The organism is Burkholderia sp. Ac-20392, assembly GCF_017104585.1.
Taxonomy (GTDB): Bacteria; Pseudomonadota; Gammaproteobacteria; order Burkholderiales; family Burkholderiaceae; genus Burkholderia; species Burkholderia lata.
Map to the genome: position 1 here is coordinate 17,303 of NZ_JAAGPB010000015.1, position 26,448 is coordinate 43,750.

Here is a 26,448-nt window from a genome sequence, read left to right on the forward strand (position 1 = left end):
TAATCGCTCCGATAGTGGGGGAAAACCCTTGACTATCAATCACTTCGAAGGGATTTTCATCTCCGGGCCTTGTAAATGGCGGCTCCATTCGAGCAAACTAGCGGCGGAATGGAAAGTCGTGACGGAAAATCCAACTCAGAAGTGGGGCGTGTGATGCGAGACAAGGAAGAGAAACGCGTCGACAGCGGCCGCCGTACCTGGCTGATTGCGACATCCGTAGCAGGTGGCGTGGGAGGCGTAGCCACCGTCATACCTTTCGCGGCGTCGCTTGCGCCGTCCGCGAAAGCGAAAGCGGCCGGTGCACCGGTCGAAGTCGACATCAGCGGGCTGAAGCCCGGTGAAATGGTGACCGTGCCGTGGCGCGGCAAGCCGGTGTGGATCCTGAACCGCACCGATGCGATGCTGGCCGACGTGGTCAAGGCCGACAAGGAAGTGGCCGATCCGACCACTGAAAAGCCCTATACGATGCCGTTGCCCGCGTATTGCGCGAACGAATATCGCTCGCGGGCCGATCGCAAGAACATTCTCGTCGTGATGGCCGTGTGTACGCACCTCGGCTGCACGCCAAGCCAACGCTTCACGCCGGGTCCGCAGCCGAACCTGCCGGACGACTGGCCGGGCGGTTTCCTCTGCCCGTGCCATGGTTCGACCTACGACCTCGCCGGCCGTGTGTTCAAGAACAAACCGGCGCCTCAGAATCTCGACATCCCGCCCTACATGTTCACGTCGGCAACGACCCTCGTGATCGGCAAGGACGAGAAAGGAGAAGCGTGATGGCCGACAACAAGGAAGTCTCCACGACAGGTCTCACCGGCTGGATCGATCAGCGCTTCCCGCTCACGTCCACCTGGAAGAAGCACGTTTCCGAGTACTACGCGCCGAAGAACTTCAACTTCTGGTACTTCTTCGGCTCCCTCGCGCTGCTGGTGCTCGTCAACCAGATCGTCACGGGCATTTTCCTGACGATGAACTACAAGCCCGACTCGACGCTCGCGTTCGCGTCGGTCGAGTACATCATGCGCGAGGTGCCGTGGGGCTGGCTGATCCGCTACATGCACTCCACGGGCGCGTCGATGTTCTTCGTGGTCGTTTATCTGCACATGTTCCGCGGGCTGCTTTACGGGTCGTACCGCAAGCCGCGCGAACTCGTGTGGATCTTCGGCTGCGCGATCTTCCTGTGCCTGATGGCCGAGGCGTTCTTCGGCTACCTGCTGCCGTGGGGCCAGATGTCGTTCTGGGGCGCACAGGTGATCGTCAACCTGTTCTCGGCGATCCCGTTCGTCGGCCCTGACCTGTCGCTGTGGATTCGCGGCGACTACGTCGTGTCGGACGTCACGCTGAACCGCTTCTTCGCGTTCCACGTGATCGCGATTCCGCTCGTGCTGGTCGGCCTCGTGATCGCGCACCTCGTCGCGCTGCACGAAGTGGGGTCGAACAACCCGGACGGTATCGAGATCAAGGCGAAGAAGGACGAGAACGGCATTCCGCTCGACGGCATCCCGTTCCACCCGTACTACTCGGTGCACGATTTCCTCGGCGTGTGCGGGTTCCTGATGGTGTTCGCGCTGATCGTGTTCTTCTCGCCGGAGATGGGCGGCTACTTCCTCGAGGCGAACAACTTCGTCCCGGCGAATCCGCTGCAGACGCCGCCCGAGATCGCGCCGGTCTGGTACTTCACCGCGTTCTACGCGATGCTGCGTGCGACCACCGACCCGTTCAAGATCGTGCTGATGATCGTGATTGCGCTGCTCGGCGTGCTCGCGCTGATCCGCGCGCGCGGCAAGTGGAAGGTTGGCCTGCCGGTGCTGGCCGCGGCGATCGTCGTGTTCATGTACCTGACGGAGTCGAAGTTCTGGGGTGTCGTCGTAATGGGTTCGGCGGTTATCACGCTGTTCTTCCTGCCGTGGCTCGACCGCAGCCCGGTGAAGTCGATCCGCTACCGGCCGCTGTTCCACAAGGTGTTCCTCGGGATCTTCGTCGTGGCGTTCCTGACCCTCGGGTTCCTCGGCACGCGACCGCCATCCCCGGCCTCGACACTGATCGCGCAGGCCTGTGCGCTGATCTACTTCGCGTTCTTCCTCGGCATGCCCGTCTGGACGCCGCTTGGCACGTTCAAGCAGCCGCCGGAGCGGGTGCGCTTCAAGCCCCATTAACGTGAGCGAGGAGAGAACGACATGAAGAAACTGCTTTCGACACTCGCGCTGATCGGGGCGACGGCGTGCGCACTGCTGGTGGCGCCGGCGGTTCGGGCGGAAGGTAATTTTCCGCTCGACCGGGCGCCCGATAACACGGAAAATCTCGTTTCGCTTCAGCACGGCGCGCAATTGTTTGTAAACTATTGCCTGAACTGCCACAGCGCGAACCTGATGCGCTACAACCGTCTGACGGATCTGGGCATATCCCAGAAGGAGATCGAAAAGAATCTCCTGTTCACGACCGACAAGGTCGGCAACACGATGTCCGTCGCGATGCGGCCCGAAGACGCGAAGAACTGGCTCGGCACCTCGCCGCCCGACCTGTCGGTCGAGGAGCGCGCGCGCGGCCGCGACTGGCTGTATACGTATCTGCGGAGTTTCTACCGCGACGATACGCGGCCGAGCGGCTGGAACAACGCGGTGTTCGAGAACGTCGGCATGCCCCATGTACTGTGGCAGCTGCAGGGGCAGCGCACTGCCAAATTCGAAGACAAGACGGACGAGGAGACGGGCGAGAAGGCCCATACGCTCGTCGGCTTCCAGCAGGTCACACCGGGGACATTGTCCGCGGTGGATTATGATTCTGCGGTTGCCGACCTGGTGGCGTACATGACCTGGATGTCCGAGCCGGCTCAGCAGACCCGCAAACGCCTCGGCGTATGGGTGCTGATCTTTCTCGGTGTCCTGACTTTCCTGGCCTGGCGGCTCAATGCCGCGTACTGGAAAGATATCAAGTAATCACGCCTGACCGGCGTGGGGCCGGCGCAAGGTGGAACCCCGGAAGGGGTTCGCCGCGTGCCGGCCCTCGGCTTTTTTGAGGAAACGCAAACATGATGGTTCTGTATTCCGGCACAACTTGCCCGTTCTCCCAGCGTTGCCGGCTGGTGCTGTTCGAGAAGGGCATGGACTTCGAAATCCGTGACGTCGACCTGTTCAACAAGCCGGAAGACATTTCGGTGATGAACCCGTACGGTCAGGTGCCGATCCTGGTCGAGCGCGACCTGATCCTGTACGAATCGAACATCATCAACGAGTACATCGACGAGCGCTTCCCGCATCCGCAACTGATGCCGGCCGACCCCGTGCAGCGCGCACGTGCACGCCTGTTCCTGCTCAACTTCGAGAAGGAACTGTTCGTCCACGTCAGCACGCTCGAGAACGAGAAGGGCAAGGCAGCAGAGAAGAACCACGAGAAGGCACGCCTCGCGATCCGCGATCGCCTGACGCAGCTCGCGCCGATCTTCGTGAAGAACAAGTACATGCTCGGCGAGGAATTCTCGATGCTCGACGTCGCGATCGCGCCGCTGCTGTGGCGTCTGGATCACTACGGCATCGAGCTGTCGAAGAACGCTGCGCCGCTGATGAAGTACGCCGAGCGGATCTTCAGCCGTCCGGCCTACATCGAAGCACTGACGCCGTCCGAAAAGGTCATGCGTCGTTGATGGTGCAATGAGTGCATGACGGAGAGGGCGGCGCGGCATGCCGCGCCCCCGCTCCGGGTTCGAGGATTGTGATGCAAGAGATTTCAACGAAGCCTTATCTGCTGCGCGCGCTGTACGAGTGGTGCACCGATAACGGTTACACGCCGCATATCGCGGTGAGGGTCGACAACTCGACGCGCGTGCCGCGTCAGTTCGTGCGTGACGGCGAGATCGTGCTCAACATCAGCTTCGAGGCGACGAGCCAGTTGCAGATGGGCAACGAGTGGATCGAGTTCACGGCCCGGTTCTCCGGGAAGGCGCACAAGATCGAGATTCCGGTTGCCAACGTGCTTGCGATCTATGCGCGCGAGAACGGGCAGGGCATGGCGTTCCAGGTCGATGCGGTTGCGGGCGAAGGCGCGGATTCGGGTGCGTTCGACGATGAAGCTGTGCAGACGGATGATGCGCAGCGCGACGAATCGCCTGCTGCGTTGACGCCGGTTGCCGACAGCGGCGCGAACGAGGAACCCTCCGAAGGCGCCGACGAGCCGCCGAAAACCGACGGCGATGGCGACGGTGCAAAAGGTGGCAGCAGACCTCGCCTCAAGATCGTGAAATGAGGTAGAATCTCGCGCTACGCCGGCTTAGCTCATCTGGTAGAGCAGTTGATTTGTAATCATCAGGTGGCGGGTTCGAGTCCTGCAGCCGGCACCAAATTGAACGAAGGGCCGGGAGATCTTGTCTCCCGGCCCTTTGTCGTTTCTGCGGTCGCGTTCCCTTTGCCCAGAAAAAGAAAAATGCAGATCGGTAAGATGTGGTGCTTCACCGTCTTGGTTTCGGTACTGGCAGGTGGTAGTACTGCCGCGTTTTCCCGACCGTTGGCGCAAGACTGTCTGACGCAAGCCGAAGTCCAGGAGATGGATCGCAACTTCTGGGCGACATTCCCGTCGCCGGACGGTTTCGCGACGTATGCGGCGCCGACGTTTTCGCTGGGGACCAACATCACGGAACTGTCGCAGTCGCTTGCGGCCATGACGAGCGGTCCGGCACGGGCGCGTGCTGTTGCCACATTCCTGGCACAGCATCCGGACGTGTTCGGGTCGTTCAAGAACGCGCATGACTCGGCATATCTGTTCTATCCCGGACACGACCACAGCCCCGATGCCGTGCGTACGTCGTCGACGCTCCCCGTCGGGCAGTGCGTTTCCGAATTCAATTACTCGATCGATACAAGCCGTGCCCAGTGCGTGGCCGGGCAGCGCATTCGCGCATACAGCCTGTCGTTCATCAAGAACAAGGGACGCGTGATGCTGCGAACGGGTGTGCTCGGGCTCGACGCCTGTAATTGAACCGCGCGCCGGCGAACGGCATGGCGGTAGCGTCATCCCTCAGGGGGCAGCGCATGGAGGCAGATAACATCGCATCTCCCCGAACAACCCGCATACGCACGACTGACCGGCGGCATCTCCCGCTGCCCGTGCACGCGAATCCGCAACCGTCCCAACAGATCGCGCTCGACACGATCGATCGCTGCGTACGCGACGATCACGCCGCGATGCGCCTGCGCGAACCGCTCCGGATCGAGCCGCTGCATCAGTTCCTTGAGCGGCGTGCGAATCACGAGCCGTTCGCCGGCCGTGACGACTTCCGTGTATTTCTCCGATGTCTGGAGGTACAGCATGTCGTTGACCGATATGAGACGCGTTGCATCTTTCACGCCTATGTTAGCCAGCGGATCTGTGTGGCGTCCCACGCTTGCGCTGCCTGTGCGAGCGCATCGTCCCGCGCTTGCGTCTGCCCGGCGACGCGAGCCTGCTCGTCACGTTGATGCTGACGTTCGTCGCCGAAACCGGCATCCATTACGCGGTCGCCGTGCACGCGCCGTGGGCCGCGACGAGTGGCTTCGTGATGCTGTCGTTCGCGGTATGGGGCGTGCTCGTCGGGATGACGCTCGGGCGCGCGCCGAACGTGGTCGTGCGCCGCATGCGCCATGCGAACGGATCGAAGCATGGGAGTTTCCCGTATTCGGTCGATCCGCGATGAAGGGTGCGAAACGGCTTGCGAGCGGGCAACTGGCGGCCTGACAAGCGATGCGGCCCGTCTTCGTCAATCGTCGGGGCACCGAACCGAAACCGTGTGTGGCGCGCACCGATTTGCGCCCCGTTTTCCTGTCACGGTCGCGTCATGACGCGACCATAACGTTGCACGTTCCCGTCGCGGCGGCACCGCCGGACCGGGAACGTGCGCGACCCGCTCGCGACGACGTGCCCGCGTCGCAGGTGGGGGCCGATCGGGATCTCGCTCCCGGCGGCGCAGCGGTCATGCATCGCGCCATTTCATTCGAAAATACGATCGACGACGGTTCGAACCGGACCGCGGACGATCAGGAGACAGGGACCATGCTGAGTCCGCATGAATTCTCGATGCTGTTGCGCGTTGCGCGTGCGCCGGACAGCGTCGATCCGTCGAATCCGGCCTTTGCCGTGCTGGTCGAGAAGCGGCTGGTCGACGATACGCAGGTGCGCATGAATGCCGTGGCCGCGCGTCCGGCGCTGACACCGATCGGCCAGATGCTGCTGGCGCGCTTCGACGAAGCGGCTTGAGGGGAAGCGTCACGCCTTCATCGAGACGAAGGGCGTGACGCGTTGAAGCGCCGGGCTGCTTACTGTGCGACCGGCACGGTCACGTCGCTGCCGAACCAGTGCATCGAGATCTTCTTCAGCGTGCCGTCCTTGTGCAGTGAGTCGAGCGCGTCGTTGATCGCCTTCTCGAACTTCGGGTTGCCCTTGCGGAACGGGATCGCCATTTCCTGCTTGCCGCCGTTCAGCACCGCACCCGCGCGCAGCGGCAGGTTCGACGTCTTGATCATGTACGGCAGCATCAGACGATCGTCGAGCGTCGCCTCGATCCGGCCCGCGGCGAGGTCGCGCAGCTTCTCCGGCGCGCCCGGATACGTCTGCACCTCGATGCCCGGCACGGTGCGCGCCATCTGGTCATAGTTGGTGCCGAGCGTCACGCCGAGCTTCTTGCCCTTGAAGTCGTCGAGCGACTTGAAGTTGCGCGTGTCGTCCTTGCGCTGGATCAGCTGCGCGGCCGAGTACGTGTATGGCTCGCTGAAGTCGAGCGCTTCCTTGCGCTGCGGCGTGATCGTGACCTGGTTGACGATCACGTCGAACTTGCCGGCTTGCAGGCCGGCGATGATGCCGCTCCATTCGGTCGGGACGAACTGCGTCTTCACGCCGAGCTTGCCGGCGACCGCGTTCGCGACGTCGACGTCGAATCCCTCGAGTTGCCCCGACGTCCCGCGCGAGTTGAACGGCGGATACGTGCCTTCGAGGCCGACGCGCAGCACACCGGCTTTCTTCACCGAATCGAGCAGGTCGTCCGCGTGAGCGGCGACGGCCGTGAAGCCGAGGGCCGACGCGAGCAGCAGGCCCGACAGCAGGAACTTCGAACGTTTCATCGCAGATCTCCAGTAGTCAGCGTGGTGTGGGGGAGCGCCGGGCGCGGCGGGCCGCAATACAGGCACGTAGACACTACTCGCAACCGGGACGCACCGGAAGTCGAATTGGCCCTGATTGAAAGCGATTTCATGGGGCGCTGCGGACGACAAACAGCCGATGGAATCGTCACGCGTCGGCCGGTTGGCGGCGTGCAATCGGCCTGCCTGACCCGCGCTGACTGGTTTCGATTGTCGAGAAAATGTTCTTTTAAATCAGGTCATTTTTTCAAATCGTGCCGTAATTTGTCTGTAAAATCGCGCGGAAGAAATCGAATACTGCGCCATCCGAGGGCGCGTCAGAAGAAGAAAGGCCGTTGCCATGAACATGCAGAACACAATCGCCGCATTGCGCGGCGGATTGCTTCAGCAGGACCGGTTGTTGAAGCTCGATACGCCATTGGGGGCCAACGTCCTGACCGTTCAGCGGGCGGTCGGCCGCTCGCGTATCGGGCGCGCGTACGAGTTCACGCTCGACGTGCTGTCGACCGACAGTAATGTGGAGCTTAAAAAGCTGATCGCACAGCCTGTCACGTTGTGGATCCAGCAGGGCGATCTCGGCTACCGGCCGATCAACGGGTACGTGCATACCGCGCGCCGATTGGGCGCCGATGGCGGGCTCACGACCTATCAGCTCGCGTTCGCCGATTTCACCCATTTCCTCAAGTTCCGTCGCGATCAACGACTCTGGAACGACACGACCGTCGACCAGATCATCTCCGACGTGCTGAACAAGCACCCGCAGGCACAGGGGCATTTCCGCTTCGCGCTGTCGAAGCCGCTGCCGAGCCGGTCGTACACGCGCCAGCACGACACCGACTGGCATTTCGTGCATCGGCTGATGGAGAGCGAAGGGCTCTACTGCGCATGGCAGCAGGCCGACGACGGCAAGTCGCATACGCTCGTCATCACCGACAACCTGCAGGCGTTCGCGCCGCTGTCGCCGGAAACCGTGCGCTTTTATCGCGGCGGCGCGGCCAGCGAAGCTGACGCGTTCACGCAATGGTCGGGTACGCGCATGCTGCAGAGCGTGACGCGCACCACGCGCACGTTCGACTACAAGAATCCTTCGCAGCCGTCGAACCCGAAAGGCACGTCGCTGCCGACGATGGGCGGCCAGGGCGAGTTGCCGGATCAGCTCGAAGTCTACGAATACACCGGCGCCTACACGTATCTCGACCAGACGCGCGGTGACCATCTGACGAAGGTCAGGATGGAGGAGTGGGAGTCGCAGGCGAAGCGTTTCCATGCCACAGGCGGTGTGCGCGCGATCGATGCCGGCCGGCGCTTCACGCTTGCCGATCATCCCGTGCATGACCGCGATCCAGCCGATCAGCGCGAGTTTGCCGCGATCGAGGTGGCGTGGTGGATCGAGAACAACCTGCCTGTCGCAAGCGACGCCGCGGACTTTCCATATAGTCTGCGCGAAGCGTTGGCGCAGGTGCAGGATGGCCACGGCGCCGATCCCGCGTTTCGCGTGCCGCACCATGACGGTTCCGTCGGCTTCTATCTCGTCGAAGTCGAAGCGCAACGCGTGAGCGTGCCGTATCGCAGCCCGTTCGAGCATCACAAGCCGGAGATGCATCTCGAGACGGCCATCGTCGTCGGGCCGCAGGGCGAAGAGGTTTATACCGACGAGCTGAACCGGATTCGCGTGCAGTTCGTGTGGGACCGGTTGAATCCCGGCGACGAGAATGCGTCGTGCTGGGTGCGTGTCGTGCAGTCGGATACGGGCGGCGGCTACGGCGGCGTGCACGTGCCGCGCATCGGCGAGGAAGTGCTGATCGATTACGTCGGCGGCGACTGCGACCGGCCGCTGGCGGTCGGGCGCGTGTACAACGGCGCGAACCAGCCGCAATGGCATTCCGACGGGATTCTTTCCGGGTATCGGTCGAAGGAGTATTCGGGCGGCGGCTACAACCAGCTCGTGATGGACGACGCGACCGGGCAGAACCGCGTGCAGCTGATGAGCAGCAGCGCGAACAGCCTGCTGCATCTGGGCTACATCATCGACCAGAGCGGCAATTCGCGCGGGTCGTATCTCGGCAGCGGGTTCGATTTGCGCTCGGATGCGTATGGCGCCGTGCGGGCGAGCCAGGGGCTCTATGTGACCACGCATCCGAAGGCGGCGAACAGCCAGCCGCTCGACGTGAAGGAGGCGCAGGAGCAGCTCGTGACGGGCGAGAGCCTCGTCGAGGCGATGTCGGGTGTGAGCGAGCAGCATCAGGCGGAAAGCCTGAAGGACGCGCACGACACGATGCGCGCGTTCACCGATGCGACGCAGGACAGCGCATCGGGCACATCGTCGGGCGGACGCACGGCGAACGGCGGGACGGGCAACGCGAACGCGTTCAAGGAGCCGGTGATGCTGTTCGGCAGCCCGTCAGGGATCGGGATGTCGACGCAGCAGTCGGTGCATGTGGCCGCGAACGATCACGTGAACGTGGCGAGCGGACAGAGCGTGCACGTTGCGGCGGGCAAGTCTCTGATCGGGAGCATCGGGCAGAAGCTGAGCCTGTTCGTGCAGAACGCGGGGATGAAGCTGTTCGCGGGCAAGGGCAAGGTCGAGATCCAGGCGCAGTCGGACAACATCGAGGTGACCGCGCAAAAGGCGGTGAAGGTGGTGTCGGCGACGGACCGGATCGAGATCGCGGCCGATCAGGGGATTCTGCTGACGAGCGGTGGCGGGTATATCCGCATTCAAGGCGGGAACATCGAGATCCATACGCCGGGGGCGGTGGATGTGAAGGGGGCGTCGCATACGTTCGCGGGGCCGGCGAGCATGGGGTATCCGTTGCCGAGTCCAAGGCCGGATCAGCCGGGGCAGTTGGAGCTGTTTCACAAGTATGTGAACGGCGAGGCGGTGAAGGGCGGGTTGTTCACGGTGAGAGACGTGAACGGTGCGGTGCTGAAGAAGGGGGCGCTCGACAACAGCGGGTATACGGTTGTGAGCGGGCTGCCACCGGGGGCGGTGCGCGTCGAGTTCGGGAAGGATCCGCGCGAGTCGGATCAACCGGCGAATTATTTCAAGGAAGCGAAGTGGCCGGCGGAGCCGGTCGCACCGTCGCCGGAGGTCGCGCAGGCGGCGGCGACCGGGCAGCTCGCCAGCCAGTTGAAGGGGATGGCGCCCGCGGCGGCGACGGCTGCGATGGGGCTGGCGAGTGGAGGTGGTGCCGGTGCTGCGCTGGGCGGACTGGCAAGCTCTGCGTTGCCGGCTGCGGCTGGTGCGCTAGGTGGTGCAGGCGCGGTGTCTGCATTGCAGACGGCTTCGAGTCTGGGCAGCGCCGCGAAGCAGGTGGCCGGAATGGTGCAGGCCGCGCGTCAGGGCGGGCTCGCGGCGTTGGCCGCGCCTGCTGCGAACGCGGCATCCGGGGCGTTGCAGGGTGTGCTGCCGGGTGTTGCAGGGATCGCCGGCAAGGGCGCCACGACGGTGGCATCGGCTGCCGGTGCCACTGGTATGAAACTGCCGACCAGTGGGTTCGGCGGACCGCTGAAATCCTGAGAGGGCGGCGTATCAGCCGTCTAGAACAACAAATCGCGATTTGAACGAAGAACGACATGGCACAACAACTTCCGCCGGGCGCCGAGAAGGAACAGGCCGTTACCTGGCTCAGCGATGTTTCGGCCAAGGACGTCGCGGCAGTCGGCAACCGCTTTGATGCGTGGTTGCGCAAGATCAGCGGCAACCACATCACGTTTGAGGACGTGAAGACGTTTGCCGGTGCGGTGCCGATTGTCGGCAACATCATGGCAATGGTTGACGCGCTCGGCGATATCGCCGAAATCGTCGAGAAGCGCGGCGGCCAGGTGCTCGACTACATGAGCCTCGCGATCAACCTGCTCGGCATCATTCCGATTCCGCCGACGCTCGCGCCATTCCGGATGTCGGCGCGCCCGCTGCTCGCACTCGTTCGTCACGAATTGCTGATGACGCGCAACAATCTCGGCGCGGCGATCATCTCCGTGCTGGTTACGCACATCAACGCGACTTGCGCGACCGAGATCGAGGATTTTCTCAACAAGTTGAAGGTCGGCCTCGTCGAACTGCTCAACGGATGCGCGTCGAAGTGCGAGGAGCTGATGCTCGCGCTGGCGACCGGCATGGACAAGGCGCTGCACGGACAGCTCTTCGATGCCAACGCCAATCTGAAGCGCCAGCAGCAGCTCGCGAAGAAGATGGCGGACAACAGGCCCTGGTACAGCCCCAGTCGGGTGGGTGACGGCATCCAGTTCGCGTACGAGGGCACGAAGGCGCTCGGCAAGAAGGTCGCCAACAAGACGGCGGGCACGATGGCGAAACTCGCGCCGGATGCCTGGCTCGAGCCGTTTCGCGGCACGGTGACCTTCCTTCGGACCGAAGCGCCGAAGATCGCGACGTCGATCCGTTCGCTCGCCGGCAGCGAGGAAGGCAAGATGATGTGGCTGGTTTTGCAGCTGATCGAGGCTGTTGGGCGCGTCAAGGCACGCGCGAAGCTTCACGAGCAGAGTGCGGACGTCAAGGCGGGCGGGAAGAGTCAGGCGAAGAAGACGCGGGAGCAGGAGGGGCTCGAGAAGACCAACGGTCAGGCGCCGGCGGAGGGGCCGGGGAAGAGCGGATGCAAGGCATGCGGGCTGGGTGCGTCGCCGGCCTCGATCGATTTCGCGTTCGGCGACGAAACGTTCTCGCACGTGGATTTCGAGTTGCCGGGCGCGCTGCCGCTCGTCTGGGAGCGTACGTATCGTTCGCGGCTCTCCGCGTATGACGATGGCGAACTGGGCGCGCGCTGGATTACGCCGTATACGACCCGGATCGATATCGAGAACGGGCGGTGGGTCTATCGCGATGCGGAAGGGCGCAGCATCGACTATCCGGCGCTCGCGGCCGGCGCGGTGCACGACGACCTGTCGGAGAACCTGACGCTGTCGCGTCTCGACGAGACGTGGGTGACGATCGCCTACGGCCACGCCGCGCTGCACGTGTACGAGCGCCGCGGCGACGCGTTCCGGCTCGCGATGCAGAAGGACCGCGCAGGCAACACGATCACGCTCGACTACGATACGCTCGATCGCCTCGCGCGCCTGATCGACGCGAGCGGCAACGTGCTCGCGTTCGAGCACGACAAGCATGGCCGCATCGTGCAGATCGAGCAGGTGCTGAAGGACGGCGGGCGCCGCGCCCTGGCGAGCTACGAATACGACGGCGAAGGCGATCTCGTGCGCGCGGCCGATCGCCATCGCAACACCCGGACCTATCAGTACCATCGCCATCTCGTGACGCGCTATACCGATCGCACGGGGCGCGGGATGACGCTCGAGTGGGACGGCGCGGATGCGGACGACAATGCGGACGCGAAGTGCATCCGCGAATACGCGGACGACGGCAGCCTCGATATCCGGCTCGCGTGGAACCCGAACATCCGCCTGACCTATGTGACCGATGCACTGGGCCAGATGACGCGGTACTACTTCAACATCCACGGCTACGTGTACCGGATCGTCTATCCGGACGGCAACCAGGAGTGGTTCCGGCGCGACGCCCATCACAATCTGGTGCTGCACATCCGGCAGGACGGCGGCATCGAACGGATGGAGTACGACGCACGCGGCAATCTCGTTCAGCATGAGCGCGCGGACGGCAGCGTCGTCGAGATGGCATACGACGACAAGGACCAGATGGTTCGCCTCGTCGATCCGAACGGGCATGCGTGGCAGCGGAAGTACGACGATGCGGGCAATCTCGTCGAGGAGATCGATCCGCTCGCGCACGCGACGAAGTACGGCTACAACGACCAGGGGCTGCCGGTGACGATCACCGATGCCAAGGGCGGCTCGAAGTCGATCGAATACACCGACGCGGGGCAATTGGCGAGCTATACCGATTGTTCCGGAAAGAAGACGGAGTGGCGGTACGACGACGTTGGCCGCGTGTCCGAATCGAAAGACGCGTCCGGCGGCGTGGTTGCCTATGGTTATGGCCCGAACGGGCAGTTGGCCGAGATTCGTTCGCCCGCCGGCGTCGAGCGGGTGCAATACGATGCCGAGGGGCGGCTGCTGCGGCATACCGATCAGCTCAACCGGTCGACCGGATACAGCTACGATGCCGCCGGCCGGATCGCGAGCCGCGCCGATGCGCTCGGGCAGACGCTGGCGTATCGCTACGATCGCCTGGGCCGGCTGAGCGTGCTGACCGATGCGAACCTTGCGACGTACCAGTTCCGCTACGACCCGGCGGGGCGCCTGATCGAGGAAGTTGGCTTCGACGGGAAGTCCACGCGCTATGGATACGATCAGGAAAGCGGCAGCCTCGCTTCCGTCGATGAGGCGGGGTGCGTGACGTCGATCGATTCGGACGCGTACGGCCGCCTGCTGAAGCGGGTTGCCGGGGAGCGCGACGAGCGCTTTGCCTACGATCCGGGCGGCCGGTTGATCGAGGCGGTGAATCGATACAGCCGCGTCCAGTTCTTCTTCGATCCTGTCGGCAATCTGGTGCGCGAACATCACGCTTACGACCTGTTCGGCGAGCGGCGCAGCTATGTGTGGCACCACGAATACGACGAACTCGGCAATCGGCGGAAGACCGTGCGCCCGGATGGCCACACGGTCGACTGGCTGATGTATGGCTCGGGGCACGTGCATGGGATGCTGCTGGACGGCGAGGAGCGCGTGCAGTTCGAGCGCGACGACCTGCACCGGGAAACGGTGCGCGTGCTGTCGAGCGAAGTCGGGCAGCGCACGGCCTACGATCCGGCGGGGCGGGTGTTGCAGCAGACGGTTCAGCGGTCGACGTCGCCGGCGCCGTTGGTCGAGCGGCGGTATCGCTACGGTGCGGCGGGGCAGTTGTCGCGCATCGAGGACAGCCGCAAGGGCGGGACGGACTATCGGTACGATCCGGTCGGCCGGTTGATCGAGGCGATCAGCCCGGTCGCGAAGGAGCGGTTTGCGTTCGATCCGGCGAGCAACATCGTCGATCCGGTGCAGGCAAGAGAGGTGCCGGCGTCGCGGCCGAGCCCGGTCAGGGCGGAGAGCACGCTGCCGGTCGATGTGCCGAAGGTGCTGGGCAATCTGTTGAAGTCATATGCGGGGACGCACTTCGAGTACGACGCGCGCGGGAACCTGGTGCGCAAACGCACGCCGGCGGGCGAGCAGGAATACGAGTGGGACGAATTCAATCGCCTGCTGTCGGCGCGGGTTGCCGAGGCGTCGAGGCAGAGCCAGTCACGGTATTTCTACGACGCGTTCGGTCGGCGGATCGCGAAGGAGGTGAACGGCGAGCGCACGGTGTTCGGGTGGGACGGCGACACGCTGGCGTATGAAAGCGATGGCGAGCGCGGGACGCACTATATCTACGAGCCGGGCACGTTCGTGCCGCTGGCGCAGTACGTGGCCGAGCCGGTCGAAGGGATCGAGACGCCGGAGTGGAAGAGTACCGACCGGTATGTGCCGGAGGAGGACCCGCTTCAGAAGGTGCCGGAACGGCGGGCCGGCGCGAAGCTGTTCTATTACCACTGTGACCAGATCGGCACGCCGCAGCTTCTCACGGATGACTATGGGGACGTGGTGTGGGAGGCGTCGTACAAGGCGTGGGGGGAAGCGCGGGAGGTGATTGCGCGGGCCTCGAAGGCGGCGGGGATCGTGGCGCGGAATTCGTTGCGGTTTCAGGGGCAGCAGGTTGATGAGGAGTCGGGGCTCGCCTATAACCGGCACCGATACTATGATCCGAGTAGCGGACGGTTCATCTCGAAAGACCCGATCGGGCTCGCTGGCGGCATCAATGTCTATCAGTACGCGCCTAACCCGACGCTGTGGATTGATCCATTGGGGTTGAGCCGCTTCAAGAAGACGACATGGGGGCCGTGTAAGAGAGGGACAGGTCTTTCGTACACTGTTTTCCAGCAAGATATCGACTGGGATATGGAGCACCGGGGAAAGACGAATTTGCAGCGAGCGATGGAAGGTGGAGCGCCTTTCATGATGAAGGATGGTGTACCGCAACAAATTCAGTTGCACCATTCGCGTCAACAATCGATAGGTCCGCTATTTGAGGTAACGACTAGCACGCATAGAGCGGCAAGCGGCGCCGGCCGGGAGGCGCTGCATCCGTTCGGGAGTCAAAAGAATCCAGATTTCCCAGTGGACCGGAGCGCGTTCGACGTAGACAGAAATCAATATTGGAAAGATCGCGCTGCTGCTGCCAATGAGTCTAGGAATGGAGGGTGTAAGTGATGATTCCATCGAAGGTTGAATCGCATCTGGCTACGGCCACCGGTGACGTGACTCGAACTGATCCGAAATCGGCAGAGCAAGTGCTCCGCAGTTTGGGCATAGACTCGGGTTCCGAATTTGGCGAGTTCTATCTGAAATATCAAGGGAGCTTTGTAAGCCCACGCCCTGTAGCAGAGCTTCTTGATATCGAAGGACCAGCGATACCAGCGATACCCGATCAGACAGACTATGTCCGCGATCGATACCATGTTCCTGAGCGATACCTTGCGCTTACTTCAGATGAGAGCGAGGGGATGTATCTGTATTGCAAGGACGATGAGGCCGTCTACGACCTCGACATTGGGGCGCTAGATGACTTCTTGGATGGGAATGTGCCAGCGCGCTGGGCGACCTTCAATGACTTCTTAGTTTGGTACTTTGATTTGGTGCCGTAACGACGGAGGGCCGCGTAAGCGGCCCTTGTTGTTTTAGGGCGGGCAACTCGGTGTAATCCGGTAGATTGGGCCCGTGTGCCTAGATCGAAAAAGTTCGTATCGAAGGATCCCATCGGGCTGGCGGGCGGGATCAACGTTTATCAATACGGCCGAAACCCGATTGGTTGGACAGACCCCCTAGGGTTGATGCCTTGGAAGTGGAATGAAAACGGCATGGGCCACCACATGGTATGGAGAAAGAAGGCCGAATCGTGTGGATTGAAGCACTTGGCTACTAAGCGTGACACTCCAACGTATTTCCCGAAACCGTATAAAAAGGGTGATCATGAGGAATTGCACCGAGTGCAAGGTGTATTCCTAGGGGGGCGTCAAGGAGATTGGTCGGGCACCCCTGACGAACTGCTCGCTGCCTCTGGTAAAGGACTCGAAGGTATGACAATGAAAGGGGATCTCAGAATTCCATCGACTGGTGAGGTTCTCGCTAAGGATGTCACCCCTTCAGAAGCCTACAAGACGTTAATGGAGTGGCATGCCACTCAGCTTAAGAAAGACTGCTCGTAACATGAGGAAACGGCAATGGTAATTGGCGAAATTGACGTTGAAGCAAACGGTATTGTTTTGTTGGATCAAGAGGTACTTCATGAGACTCTCGGGTGGAGACCGGTGGTGCCCGGTGAGCGTGATCTTATGAGTGAATTCTTCAGCTCCGATCTCGGGGATGAGGTTGTCAAAAAGGGAGCGATAGTCCCGCTACTATCAATTGATGACGGCGGCTATGAGATTATTTGTCGATTGTCCAGTGAGCGAAGTACTGTTGAAGATCTTGTCGTTACAAGAAATGGTTGCTTTCCCTTGTTGGTAGAGGAGGGCGCACGCTTCTATGACCTGGAAAATTTGATGCACTGGCCACCTAGTGAGGTTGGTGTAGATTCGCAGCTGAGATCCGGGTTCTACTCAGTGACAATAAACGGATTTAGATCTGTCGAGTCTGGAAGAATTGTCAGAGCTGGTTATGAATTCGTATGTGAACCCACTGACGAGTTAATTGAATTTTCTGCGGAAATCGATAAATATATGCGTGTTTTTTTCTAAATGGCTGAAACTCTGAATGTCGTATCGACGTCTCCCCCGATTTGAGTAGCGCGGCGATTTAGAGTCCAATCACGTAGTCAGGAGATTGGACATGAAGAAGCGATTCACCGAAGAGCAAATCATCGGCTTCCTGCGGGAGGCAGACCTGACCCCATCCGGCGTTGTGTTTTTCGACGACGTCGAGGATCCCGGAGCCTGTCGACGTGCCGCATTTGCGGCGGATGGAGGCGGTCTGATTGTGTTGACCATTCACGCCGCCGCGGTGGGAGACGTCGTCATGTTTGCGTCCGACAGGCACATCGATTCCGCGCGGCATTGGCGTGTCGTGGCGCCGGGCGCGTTCGCACACTGGAATGAAGCTTTTGACTTCGTGTATTTCCGGGAGCCGATATAAGGTCGCTTTTTTGGGGGCATACCCGTGCCACTGGCTTGGTCAAACGAGGAATTCGACCGCGAGCAACTTGGCCGGGAACAATGGCAGGCGGATCTCACGGGTACGAAATTGGCATAATCACGGCTCGCTGCACGAGCGCGACAGCAACCACGCGCGTGCGCCGTGATGCAATCCAAGGCGGAGAAGGCGGCGATTCGCCGGCTCGATCCACGCCCCGACGCATTTGCCCCAGCCATAACCGCACTACCCATGTCGACCACTTTCGTGACTGAAGCATCGCTGAAACACATCCTCGAACGCCCGGGCGACTTCGCCGGATGGCTTTACTTGCCGCCCATGCCGTGGACGCTCGATACCGAAGGCGTGTTCTCCGAAGACACCATGGATGCGGACGACGATGCTGTATCTGCCATCGCGAATCAACCCGGCTGGCGGATCACCTTGGACAGCGCGACGATCGAGGACATCGTGATCAACGCCCACGATCAGGTTGACGAACCGACCGTTGGGCAACTGCTCGACGCGTTCGTTTTCTATGTCGAGAACGATGCGTTCATCCTGTTCTGACGACATGGCCTGCAGCGAGTCGCCATGAAATCCTGGCATGACGTGCTGATTGCAGCCGATCCGCCCGTACGATTTCTAGAGCGGCATGCATTTTGGGGTGCCGCCTATCGTGGCGACCCGGTGGCACATAACGTTGTCCGGGATGCGGCGATCGCACGTCACTTCGCGACCGATGATTCGTTCGACGACCCCGACCATCCTGAATTCTCGGCGCGGACCGGGCTTCCATTCGAAAACGGTGTCGAGGATCTGGACGAATACTTTGCAGGCATGCTGCTCGACGACAGGGGCTGGCCCATGCAGTCATGTATTACGTCAACGCCCCGATAAAAGGCGTGGTCGTCAGTGTCGATTCGCAGGTGAAATCGGCGCATGCGGTAGACGTTGTGAAGGAGCGGTTTGGTTTGGCTGCCACCGATTTAAAGTGGGTTACGAGTATCGAGTAGCGTATCGAGCCGAGTGCAACGAGCCGAACGTCGCTCGGTCAACGTAATCCGTCCGTTTGAGCAAGCAGCGAAGGCCACCGAATGCGAACGACAAAAGTGATCGAGGAAACCTACATCGGTAACCGTTCGCACGTGACGGAAGCGCAATGCGACAGTGTTGCGCAAGCCATCTCGGCAGTCGACAGGTTGAATGGTCGCGATCGCTCGACTGTCTCATTCGAGACGAGCGATGGAGTGGTGATGACGATTGGCGGCGGTAACGACGGCCGGTATGTCGTCTTTATCGCATCGAGCTTCGATGCCGAGTTGCTGAGCCTGACGACACCTGAGGCGCCGATGGAAGTAGCGATCGAACTCGTTGCCGGCGGCCAGCGTGGCAGTTACCCAGCGCAGGAGTGCGTGGATCGCATGACGACTGCGAAAGCGGTCGCCTATTTCGTATCGTCTGGTCTGGCCGATCCACAGCTATGCTGGCAAGCTGGTTAGTGCGCCACGGGACAGGAAGAGCATGACGAACATGACAGACGATCCGGCTGGGCTGCGTGCCCGTCAGGAAGCCATTTGTGCGCGATACAACCTGCCTGTTGTCGAACCTGAAGACATGGTTGCCGTCGCTATGTCGACGCTCGGGAACGCGCCTGTCTATGGCACGCGCATCACGCTGTCCGAAGGTCAGAACGTAAGCTGGTTTTTTCATTGCGGCGAATACTCGGATGCCGACGATTTTTATCAGCCACTGCATGCCACGCATCTATCTGCATTCCTGCCGCTGGTCTTGCCTTATCTGATGCTGCCGGCCGGCGCACGTTTCATCATCGATGACACTGGCTACGAGGACATCTGGATGGATCCGCTCGACAGCGAGGCATCGCGGTGAGTGCACGGCAGACCTTCCGCAAGGCATTGATGCTGCTGGATCGTGGCATGACGGATCGTGGCGAAGCAGCGCTGTGTCTCGCGCTGGCCGAGGCCGAGCAGGAAGGGGATCGCGTGGCGCTCGCGCAGTCGCTCGTCGCACTCGGGGATCTGATGTGTGAAACGTCACGTGGCGTATCGGCACGACCGCTCGTGGAGCGGGCGCTTGCAGCAGCAAGCGATACCGATGCCGGCGTGCTGGCGTTCGAGCGTGACAAGGCAGAGCAATTGCTGGCACGTATCGAGTGCGAACGTATCGGATTGCATATTCATGGGCTGGAAGATTTCAAGAATAGAACCTTCAAGCTGGCCGAATTCATTGCCGTTGTCCGTGCGAAGGCTGAACGGCGGGAGGGTTACGATCCCGCGTGGCTATACGATGTCTACGGTGAGGACAGCGACGCGCAACTGCGTCCGCACCATACGATTTACATCGGCGATACGGTACAGGTCGACGACGAGGAGCGCGAGATCTACCCTGAAAAGGTCGCCGAGCTGGGTTACGTATTCCAGTACTCGTGCGAGCACTTTCAGGACGTCGTCGATCTGGCCTATCGTCAGAAACCGGACGCATCGATCGAGGATGTCGTCCGCTGCCTCAACCATTTCGATCGCTACGACGACTTCCTCGATCTGGGGCCGTATGGCGAGCAGTCGCAAGCGTGACTGAACAAGATGCGACAATAAAAAAGGACCGCTCGGCGATCCTTTTTTATTGTAAAGCGTTGCCCGGGCAACTCGCACCCCTCAAGGCAACGAAATCGTCAAATTAGCCGACTCCGGCCCCACCTTGATGACTTGAGAATAAGGCGCCAGCGCCTGCAGCGTCTTGTCCTTCAGATACGTATTCAGCCCGAGATACCCGAGCAGCGCCACCAACGCAAACACCGCCCCAATCGCCCAAACCGGCACTTCACGCTTGAGTCGATGCGCGATCTGATCCGGCAGCGGCCAATGCGGCGCGAACGGCGCCCGCTTGCCCTTCATGTGCGCGATCTCGTCCCCCAGCCGCGCGGTGAGGTACGCCAGCTTCTCCGGCCCTTCCAGCAGATACTTCCCCTGGAACCCGAGCAGCAGGCACATGTGAAACACCTCGAGCGACTGCAGCCGCGCCGCGCCCTGCGCGCGACATTCCTCGAGATACTGGAAGAACTTCTCGCCCGCGAGCTGCTCACCGAACAGCACGAGCTGCAGCGGCCGGCGTTCCCAGTCCGTGCGGATCTTGAACTGCGACGACAGCACCATCTCGTCGATCGCCGCGCAGAACGCGAACTTCGCGCCGTACACGTCTTCTGCCGCGATATTCAGCTTCTTCGCGCCGCGCTCGAAATCCGACAGGAATTCCTGGATCCGCGTGCTGAATTCGCCCGCGCTCTCCGGCTCCCGCCCATTCTTGAGCAGGAACAGCATGAAGAACCCGTCGTATAGCAGGTCGAGCAGCGAACGGGCCTGGAACGAGGCGTCGGTCGACGCCGGCGTATGCAAGGGGGCCGGCGCGTTGTCGCCGAACAGGGAAGGCGCGTAGCTCATGATGTGACCGCGATCAGTTCGAATTTCAGGTCATTGATGCCAGTCGGCGCGTAGATCATCGCGGACTGGGCCTGCAGCATGCGCTCGTACAGCGCGCCACGCGAATCGAGCGCGAAGTAGCAGGCGCCCGGGCGTACCGGAATCGCGGGCGGCACCTGCGGCGTGTACGAGAGCCGCACGCCGGGCATCGCCGACAGCACGAGCTTGTCGACGTCGTCGGGCGCACCGACCTTGAAACGGGCCGGCACCGCATCGACGAGCTCGACGCTCGGCATGTCCGCGGACACCGCCAGGTAGAACTCGGTCTTGTCGTCGATCTTGCCGGAATCGAGGCGGCCGAGGTGGAACGACGGGCGCACCTCGTCGAGCGTGATCGCGAAGTAGCGCGTCGAGATCACGGTGTCGAGCAGCTCGCGCAGCATCAGGTCGAGACGCGCGAAGCTCGGGCCCGGATCGTCGTGGCGGTACACCGGCAGGTCGGCGAGCGTATAGCCCTTCGAGAACGTCATCAGCTGGCCTGCGAGGCGCAGCAGTTCCTGGAACAGCCGCTCCGGATGCAGCGCCGAATGCTGGTGCAGGTGCGCGAGCGTTGCGAACGCGGCGTTCGCGGTGTGCAGCAGCCAGAACGACGCGATGTCGCCCGAGCGGAATTCGATGATGTTCTTCGACGGCTCGCGGTGGAAGCCGTACAGCGCGTTCACCTTCGCCTGCAGCGCGTCGACGAGCTGGCGCAGCCGCTGGTGGAGGATCGGCGACGCGTCGATCGCGAGGCACGGCGGCACGAAGCTGTCGTCGATCTCGAAGCCGGACGTCGCGGTGCGGCGCACGCGCACGAGCGGCACCGACAGCAGCTGGTCGCGCGGTTCGCTGTGCGCGATCAGCTTGACCTGCGTCTTCAGGAACGTGATGTCGGCTTCGGCCGCATCGGTAAAGTTGTCGCCGACGCTGGTCTGCTCGCTGACGAAGCGCGTCATGAAGCCGGCGGCCGGATCGTCGCTGTAGTTGGTGCCGTTCTCGCGCAGCGGGTGCAGCGCGAGATAGAACACGAATTCGTTGATGCCGTCGGGCAGCGTGTCCAGCGCGATCGGCGGCGGCAGGTCGTCGGCCTGCGGCGCGGCATACAGCGCGCCGTCCGGGAACACGAGCGCCAGCTCGGCGACCCGCAGCACGTTGCTGCCGAGCGCATCGCGGTCGATGCGCACCGAGCGCACGCCCCAGTTGTACGGCTGGATCGCCTGGATCGATTCGAACAGGCGCGCTTCGTGGTACGCGTCCTGCCGCTGAAAGTGTTGAGGCCGGAGGAACAGCCCTTCCCCCCACAGCACCTTGGCCGAATAACTCATGTCAAATCCGGTTAATGTCGCGTTGCGATGTAATCGATTTGTTCGTGCCCGAATTAAATCGCCAATTGTTAACTCTTGTTAATTGACATTCGTGCGTCATTGTTTAACCGCAGGAGACCGAAGAAAGCAAATTCAGCGGTTGCGAAGGCGCACCCTGTTGCGGTGCGATGACAGTGCCGTCGGTGACCGTCATCGCGCAATTATGCAGGCCGATGATTATGCCGGATTTCTCCGACTTCACCGGATCGAACGTCAGTTTCCATCGTTGTAGTGCGGGATCGCGGAACAGCGCGACGATGCCGAATGCCTGTGCTTCGCGCGAAACCTTCTCGGTCGCCGTATAGCGCTGGCCCGGAATCAGCGTGATTTCACGCACGTTCAGCAGATCCGCGCCCAATGCGGCCTTTTCCTTGGTCGGATCCGTAAAGGCGTCGAACGGCGCCTGCTGGAACGACGTCGGGTCCTTCAGCGTATAGAGCCGCACGACGAGCGCGAGCGGCTTGTTGTCGGTCGCGGCATTCAGGTTCGGCGCCGCGGCGAGCGTGATGCCGAGGTTGCGCGGCGGCTTCTGCGCGTCGGGCAGCTCGGGCTTGCCGATGCCGGCCGCGGACATCACGGCGCTCGCGGCCGAGCCGAGCAGCGGGGCGGCCGCACATCCGGCCAGGAGGGCGCAGGCAACCAGTGGCAGCGCGTAGCGAATCATCAACGATCTCATCGGTTTTCCGGCGGGCTGCCTTTTATCCCTGTCAAATCTGCCGGGAATTTCCGCGTTCGCTGCGTATCCCCGACATTGCACCGTTCAACTATTAAGCACGCCCGCATCATGGCAGGCGTCCGGAAAATTTTTCCGCCGTCCGGGCGGTGCGTCGCGAAACCAGTAAAACTTGCCCATTCCGGCCGAAAGAAAAATCGCTGCGAGCCCGCTGCGAGAGGCCATTGGAGGGGGTAGCGCCCGGTTTTAAAAGGAATTACTCTTCACACGACGATTGAATTATGAAAAATTGATCGGTACTATACCCGCGCGCTTCTTGCAAAGCAAAAGAACCAGATTCTCAACGATTTAAAACTCACGCGCCGGTGGATATAACGATGAAAGACCGTCTCTTCGCAAAACTGTCTGGGGTAGTAGTGGCTTGCGGCGTGATCGCCGGTTGTGCGAGCCAGCCTCCCGCACCGCCGACTGCCGAAGTGTTCAACAAGTCGCTGGCGGATGCGGACGCAGTTGCGAAGGCGGGGGACCAGGACAAGGCCCTCGGCCTGTATCAGCAGCTCGCGAAGTCGGATCCGACGCGCGAAGAGCCGTGGTCACGCATCGCGCAAATCCAGTTCGCCCAGAACCACTACGGCCAGGCAATCGTTGCCGCGCAGGAAGCCCTGCAGCGCGACGCGACCGACCGTCAGGCGAAGAGCGTGCTGGCCGTGGCCGGCCTGCGGATCGCGACGCAGTCGCTCGGCGAGCTGCGCCAGGATTCGTCGCTCGCGGGTGACGCGAAGTCGGACGCGCAGGCGCTCGCGAAGCAGCTGCGCGATACGCTGGGTGAATCGGCGCTGTTCCCGCCGGAAACGAAGGCCGTGAAGCCGCGCCAGACGCGCCGTGTCGTTCATCGTGCGAAGACGGGCGGCGCTGCACCGACGGCCGAGGCGGCCGCCACTGCGCCGACGCCGCCCACCACGCCGCAAAAGGGCGGCGCTGACCCGTTCGGCGCACTGCGCAACTGACCGCAAAACTGACGCGATAACCACAACTAACCTGGGAGCCGTCGAGATGGCCAAGAAAGAAAGCATTCAGAAAAGCTTGCAGAAAATACGGCCGCCGCGCGTCCAACTGACCTACGAGGTCGAGAAGGGCGATGCGATCGAGGTGAAGGAACTGCCGTTCGTCGTCGGGGTCGTCGGCGATCTGGCGGGCCAGTCCGAAATCGAGCAGCCGAAGCTGCGCGACCGTAAATTCGTCAACATCGATCGCGACAATTTCGACGACGTGATGAAGGCGATCGAGCCGCGCGCCGCGTTCCAGGTGGAAAACCGCCTGAGCCCGGAAGGCGGCAAGTTCGCGGTCGACCTGAAGTTCCGTTCGCTGTCGGATTTCAGCCCGGACGAAGTCGTCGAACAGGTCGAGCCGCTGCGCCGCCTGCTCGAGGCGCGCTCGAAGCTCGCCGACCTGCGCAACAAGCTCGCCGGCAACGACAAGCTCGAGGATCTGCTGTCCGAGGTGCTGAAGAACACGCAGCAGCTGCAGGAGCTCGCGAAGGGCACGGGCGGCGAAAAAGACGGCGAATGACGACGGAGTGTTGAGATGAACCAGCAAACGGCTGCGGCCCAAGCGAGCGGCGCGGACTACGCCGCCGGGACTTCGCTGCTCGACGACATCGTCGAGAAGAGCAAGGTCGCGAAATCCGATTCCGAGCATGCGCGTGCGAAGGACCTGATCGGCGAACTCGTGCACCAGGTGCTCGACGGCACGGTGATCGTGTCGGACAACCTGTCGGCCACGATCGACGCGCGCGTCGCGGAACTCGACCGCCTGATTTCCACGCAGCTTTCCGCAGTGATGCACGCGCCGGAATTCCAGCGCCTCGAAAGCACGTGGCGCGGGATGGACTACCTGGTCAAGGAAAGCAACACCGGCCAGACGATCAAGATCAAGGCGCTGCACGCACCGAAGCGCGACCTCGTGCGCGACTTCAAGGGCGCGAGCGAGTTCGACCAGAGTGCGCTGTTCAAGAAGGTCTACGAAGAAGAGTTCGGCACGTTCGGCGGTTCGCCGTTCGGTGCGCTGATCGGCGATTACGAGATCTCGCGCCAGCCGGAAGACATGTACTTCATCGAGCAGATGTCGCACGTCGCGGCGGCCGCACATGCGCCGTTCATCGCGTCGGCATCGCCCGAGCTGCTCGGCCTCGAGTCGTTCTCCGACCTCGGCAAGCCGCGCGACCTGGGCAAGGTGTTCGATACGGTCGAATATGCGAAGTGGAAGTCGTTCCGCGACGCCGAAGATTCGCGCTACGTCGGCCTGACGCTGCCGCGCTTCCTCGGCCGCCTGCCGTTCAATCCGAAGGACGGCCAGACCGCGGAGAACTTCAACTTCGTCGAGGACGTCGACGGCACCGACCACGACAAGTACCTGTGGTGCAACGCCGCGTGGGCGTTCGCTGCGCGCCTGACGGCCGCATTCGACGACTTCGGCTGGTGCGCGGCGATCCGCGGCGTCGAAGGCGGCGGGCTCGTCGAGGACCTGCCGACCCACACGTTCAAGACCGACGACGGTGAAGTCGCGCTGAAGTGCCCGACCGAAATCGCGATCACCGATCGCCGCGAGAAGGAGCTGAGCGACCTCGGCTTCATCCCGCTCGTCCATTGCAAGAACTCAGATTACGCCGCGTTCTTCGCTGCGCAGTCGGTGCAGAAACCAAAGAAATACAGCACCGACAGCGCGAATGCGAACGCCGTCCTGTCCGCCCAGCTTCAGTACATCTTCTCGGTATCGCGCGTCGCGCACTACCTGAAGGCGATGATGCGGGACAAGATCGGCAGCTTCGCGTCGGCGCAGAACGTGGAGACTTTCCTTAACCGGTGGATTTCGCAGTACGTCCTGCTCGACGATAACGCCTCGCAGGAACAGAAAGCGCAATTTCCGCTGCGCGAGGCATCCATACAAGTGTCAGAGATTCCGGGCAAGCCGGGCTCGTATCGTTCGGTCGCGTTCCTGCGCCCGCACTTTCAGCTCGACGAACTCTCGATTTCTCTGCGACTTGTCGCTGATCTGCCCAAACCGGCAAATTCATAAGCGAGTAAATCGCCCGGGCGGGCCGCCTGGGTAGGACGTTAAAACCACCTCTTTGGGGAGTCGAAGGGCCATGTTACATATGCACTTGCAGTTTGGTAGTCCCGCGGTGAAGGGCGAATCCGCGGACAAGGACCACCAGGGCTGGATCGAACTGAAATCGTGGGATCACTCGATCGTTCAGCCGCGTTCGGCAACCGCATCGACCGCTGGCGGTCACACGATGACGCGTTGCGAACACGGCGACATGATTTTCACGAAGGAAATCGATTCGTCGAGCCCGCTGCTGTACCAACACGCTTCGGGCGGCACCACGTTCGACGAGGTGACGGTCCATTTCTCGCGCGCTGACGGTGAAGGCAAGCGCGTGCAGTATCTGGAAGTCAAGCTCAAGTACGTGATCATCTCGAGCATCGCCCCGAGCGTTCGCGAAGAAGGTCTGCCGCTCGAGACGTTCTCGCTGAAGTACGCAGCTGTGCAGTGGAAGCAAACCCAGCAGAAGATCGGCGGCAACCAGGGCGGCAACACGCAAGGCGCCTGGAGTCTGACGAAGAACGACAAGACCTACGCGGTCTAAAGTCGGTTGCGGCAACGGGGCGCGCGGCGTCCCCGTTGCCGTTTTCGCT

The 26,448-nt window shown here is 62.0% G+C and carries 26 protein-coding genes, 1 tRNA gene and 2 pseudogenes; 24 read left to right on the forward strand and 5 right to left on the reverse strand.

The features are described from left to right. Nucleotides 1–153 precede the first annotated feature (153 nt). From petA to G3N99_RS03970, 7 genes are all read left to right on the forward strand, one after another. Nucleotides 154–774: a ubiquinol-cytochrome c reductase iron-sulfur subunit gene (gene petA / locus G3N99_RS03940; RefSeq protein WP_011350741.1), complete on the forward strand. Its 621-nt coding sequence runs from the start codon at nucleotides 154–156 to the stop codon at nucleotides 772–774. Further along, nucleotides 771–2,153, forward strand: a complete 1,383-nt coding sequence (locus tag G3N99_RS03945) for a cytochrome bc complex cytochrome b subunit (protein ID WP_174939782.1) — start codon at nucleotides 771–773, stop codon at nucleotides 2,151–2,153. Before petA ends, G3N99_RS03945 begins: the two co-directional genes overlap by 4 nt. A 21-nt stretch (nucleotides 2,154–2,174) precedes the next feature. Then, nucleotides 2,175–2,933 carry a cytochrome c1 gene (locus tag G3N99_RS03950; RefSeq protein WP_011350743.1) on the forward strand — a complete coding sequence of 253 codons (759 nt, stop codon included), beginning with the start codon at nucleotides 2,175–2,177 and terminating at the stop codon, nucleotides 2,931–2,933. Between the two features lie 92 nt (nucleotides 2,934–3,025). Then, nucleotides 3,026–3,637: a glutathione S-transferase N-terminal domain-containing protein gene (locus G3N99_RS03955; RefSeq protein ID WP_006400565.1), complete on the forward strand. Its 612-nt coding sequence runs from the start codon at nucleotides 3,026–3,028 to the stop codon at nucleotides 3,635–3,637. A 71-nt stretch (nucleotides 3,638–3,708) separates the two neighbouring features. Continuing rightward, a complete protein-coding gene (locus G3N99_RS03960; RefSeq protein WP_206121719.1) occupies nucleotides 3,709–4,236 on the forward strand; it encodes a ClpXP protease specificity-enhancing factor in 528 nt (175 codons plus the stop codon). 18 nt (nucleotides 4,237–4,254) lie between these two features. Next, nucleotides 4,255–4,330: transfer RNA gene (locus G3N99_RS03965), tRNA-Thr, on the forward strand. Nucleotides 4,331–4,332: 2 nt separating this feature from the next. Beyond that, nucleotides 4,333–4,965 carry a hypothetical protein gene (locus G3N99_RS03970; protein ID WP_206121720.1) on the forward strand — a complete coding sequence of 211 codons (633 nt, stop codon included), beginning with the start codon at nucleotides 4,333–4,335 and terminating at the stop codon, nucleotides 4,963–4,965. A gap of 32 nt (nucleotides 4,966–4,997) precedes the next feature. On the opposite strand, the pseudogene G3N99_RS41750 reads toward G3N99_RS03970, so the two are convergent. Next, nucleotides 4,998–5,365 (reverse strand): annotated as a pseudogene (locus G3N99_RS41750) (LytTR family DNA-binding domain-containing protein); the annotation flags it as partial. A 33-nt stretch (nucleotides 5,366–5,398) separates the two neighbouring features. Here G3N99_RS41750 and G3N99_RS03980 point away from each other — a divergent pair. Together G3N99_RS03980 and G3N99_RS03985 are read left to right on the forward strand one after the other, a co-directional pair. Beyond that, a pseudogene (locus G3N99_RS03980) lies at nucleotides 5,399–5,659 on the forward strand (hypothetical protein); the annotation flags it as partial. 356 nt (nucleotides 5,660–6,015) lie between these two features. Next, nucleotides 6,016–6,219, forward strand: a complete 204-nt coding sequence (locus G3N99_RS03985) for a hypothetical protein (protein ID WP_011350748.1) — start codon at nucleotides 6,016–6,018, stop codon at nucleotides 6,217–6,219. Between the two features lie 59 nt (nucleotides 6,220–6,278). On the opposite strand, the gene G3N99_RS03990 is transcribed toward G3N99_RS03985, so the two are convergent. Then, nucleotides 6,279–7,079: a transporter substrate-binding domain-containing protein gene (locus G3N99_RS03990; protein WP_174939780.1), complete on the reverse strand. Its 801-nt coding sequence runs from the start codon at nucleotides 7,077–7,079 to the stop codon at nucleotides 6,279–6,281. 358 nt (nucleotides 7,080–7,437) lie between these two features. Here G3N99_RS03990 and G3N99_RS03995 point away from each other — a divergent pair, with 358 nt between their 5' ends. The 11 genes from G3N99_RS03995 (at nucleotide 7,438) to G3N99_RS41755 (ending at nucleotide 19,831) form a co-directional block, all read left to right on the forward strand. Next, nucleotides 7,438–10,617 (forward strand): type VI secretion system Vgr family protein, encoded by a 3,180-nt coding sequence (locus G3N99_RS03995; protein ID WP_206121721.1) that lies wholly within the window; start codon nucleotides 7,438–7,440, stop codon nucleotides 10,615–10,617. A 56-nt stretch (nucleotides 10,618–10,673) separates the two neighbouring features. Beyond that, the gene (locus G3N99_RS04000; RefSeq protein ID WP_206121722.1) at nucleotides 10,674–15,317 is read left to right on the forward strand and encodes an RHS repeat-associated core domain-containing protein; all 4,644 of its coding nucleotides are present in this window, start codon (nucleotides 10,674–10,676) and stop codon (nucleotides 15,315–15,317) included. Then, nucleotides 15,314–15,751, forward strand: a complete 438-nt coding sequence (locus tag G3N99_RS04005) for a hypothetical protein (RefSeq protein ID WP_206121733.1) — start codon at nucleotides 15,314–15,316, stop codon at nucleotides 15,749–15,751. The genes G3N99_RS04000 and G3N99_RS04005 overlap by 4 nt, the downstream gene beginning before the upstream one ends. 75 nt (nucleotides 15,752–15,826) lie before the next feature. After that, a complete protein-coding gene (locus G3N99_RS04010; RefSeq protein WP_206121723.1) occupies nucleotides 15,827–16,312 on the forward strand; it encodes an RHS repeat-associated core domain-containing protein in 486 nt (161 codons plus the stop codon). Between the two features lie 15 nt (nucleotides 16,313–16,327). After that, on the forward strand, nucleotides 16,328–16,843 hold the full coding sequence (locus G3N99_RS04015; RefSeq protein WP_206121724.1) for a hypothetical protein: 516 nt from the start codon (nucleotides 16,328–16,330) through the stop codon (nucleotides 16,841–16,843). 91 nt (nucleotides 16,844–16,934) lie between these two features. Beyond that, a complete protein-coding gene (locus tag G3N99_RS04020; protein ID WP_206121725.1) occupies nucleotides 16,935–17,237 on the forward strand; it encodes a hypothetical protein in 303 nt (100 codons plus the stop codon). Nucleotides 17,238–17,486: 249 nt separating this feature from the next. Beyond that, on the forward strand, nucleotides 17,487–17,804 hold the full coding sequence (locus tag G3N99_RS04025; RefSeq protein ID WP_206121730.1) for a hypothetical protein: 318 nt from the start codon (nucleotides 17,487–17,489) through the stop codon (nucleotides 17,802–17,804). Nucleotides 17,805–17,828: 24 nt separating this feature from the next. Further along, complete coding sequence (locus G3N99_RS04030) at nucleotides 17,829–18,134, forward strand: hypothetical protein (protein WP_206121726.1); 306 nt, start codon at nucleotides 17,829–17,831, stop codon at nucleotides 18,132–18,134. Nucleotides 18,135–18,331: 197 nt separating this feature from the next. After that, nucleotides 18,332–18,736, forward strand: a complete 405-nt coding sequence (locus G3N99_RS04035; protein ID WP_206121727.1) for an Imm1 family immunity protein — start codon at nucleotides 18,332–18,334, stop codon at nucleotides 18,734–18,736. Nucleotides 18,737–18,758: 22 nt separating this feature from the next. After that, entirely contained in the window at nucleotides 18,759–19,127 is a 369-nt protein-coding gene (locus G3N99_RS04040; RefSeq protein WP_241011464.1) for a hypothetical protein, read from the forward strand. Further along, the gene (locus G3N99_RS41755; RefSeq protein WP_241011465.1) at nucleotides 19,124–19,831 is read left to right on the forward strand and encodes a hypothetical protein; all 708 of its coding nucleotides are present in this window, start codon (nucleotides 19,124–19,126) and stop codon (nucleotides 19,829–19,831) included. The genes G3N99_RS04040 and G3N99_RS41755 overlap by 4 nt, the downstream gene beginning before the upstream one ends. Before the next feature lie 81 nt (nucleotides 19,832–19,912). On the opposite strand, the gene icmH is transcribed toward G3N99_RS41755, so the two are convergent. The 3 genes from icmH to tssJ all read right to left on the reverse strand — a co-directional run bounded on the left by icmH (nucleotide 19,913) and on the right by tssJ (nucleotide 22,753). Beyond that, nucleotides 19,913–20,695 (reverse strand): type IVB secretion system protein IcmH/DotU, encoded by a 783-nt coding sequence (gene icmH, locus G3N99_RS04050; protein WP_011350755.1) that lies wholly within the window; start codon nucleotides 20,693–20,695, stop codon nucleotides 19,913–19,915. Further along, the gene (tssK, locus tag G3N99_RS04055) at nucleotides 20,692–22,038 is read right to left on the reverse strand and encodes a type VI secretion system baseplate subunit TssK (RefSeq protein WP_011350756.1); all 1,347 of its coding nucleotides are present in this window, start codon (nucleotides 22,036–22,038) and stop codon (nucleotides 20,692–20,694) included. Before tssK ends, icmH begins: the two co-directional genes overlap by 4 nt. Before the next feature lie 103 nt (nucleotides 22,039–22,141). Further along, nucleotides 22,142–22,753 (reverse strand): type VI secretion system lipoprotein TssJ, encoded by a 612-nt coding sequence (gene tssJ, locus G3N99_RS04060; RefSeq protein ID WP_039352027.1) that lies wholly within the window; start codon nucleotides 22,751–22,753, stop codon nucleotides 22,142–22,144. Nucleotides 22,754–23,127: 374 nt separating this feature from the next. On the opposite strand from tssJ, the gene G3N99_RS04065 reads away from it, so the two are divergent. The 4 genes from G3N99_RS04065 to G3N99_RS04080 all read left to right on the forward strand — a co-directional run bounded on the left by G3N99_RS04065 (nucleotide 23,128) and on the right by G3N99_RS04080 (nucleotide 26,399). Continuing rightward, nucleotides 23,128–23,757: a tetratricopeptide repeat protein gene (locus G3N99_RS04065; protein ID WP_174939759.1), complete on the forward strand. Its 630-nt coding sequence runs from the start codon at nucleotides 23,128–23,130 to the stop codon at nucleotides 23,755–23,757. 46 nt (nucleotides 23,758–23,803) lie between these two features. Further along, complete coding sequence (gene tssB, locus G3N99_RS04070) at nucleotides 23,804–24,319, forward strand: type VI secretion system contractile sheath small subunit (protein WP_206121728.1); 516 nt, start codon at nucleotides 23,804–23,806, stop codon at nucleotides 24,317–24,319. A 15-nt stretch (nucleotides 24,320–24,334) separates the two neighbouring features. Continuing rightward, on the forward strand, nucleotides 24,335–25,825 hold the full coding sequence (gene tssC, locus G3N99_RS04075; protein WP_011350759.1) for a type VI secretion system contractile sheath large subunit: 1,491 nt from the start codon (nucleotides 24,335–24,337) through the stop codon (nucleotides 25,823–25,825). 70 nt (nucleotides 25,826–25,895) lie between these two features. Next, nucleotides 25,896–26,399, forward strand: coding sequence for a type VI secretion system tube protein Hcp (locus G3N99_RS04080; protein ID WP_006477093.1), 504 nt, complete (start codon nucleotides 25,896–25,898; stop codon nucleotides 26,397–26,399). Nucleotides 26,400–26,448: the final 49 nt, after the last annotated feature.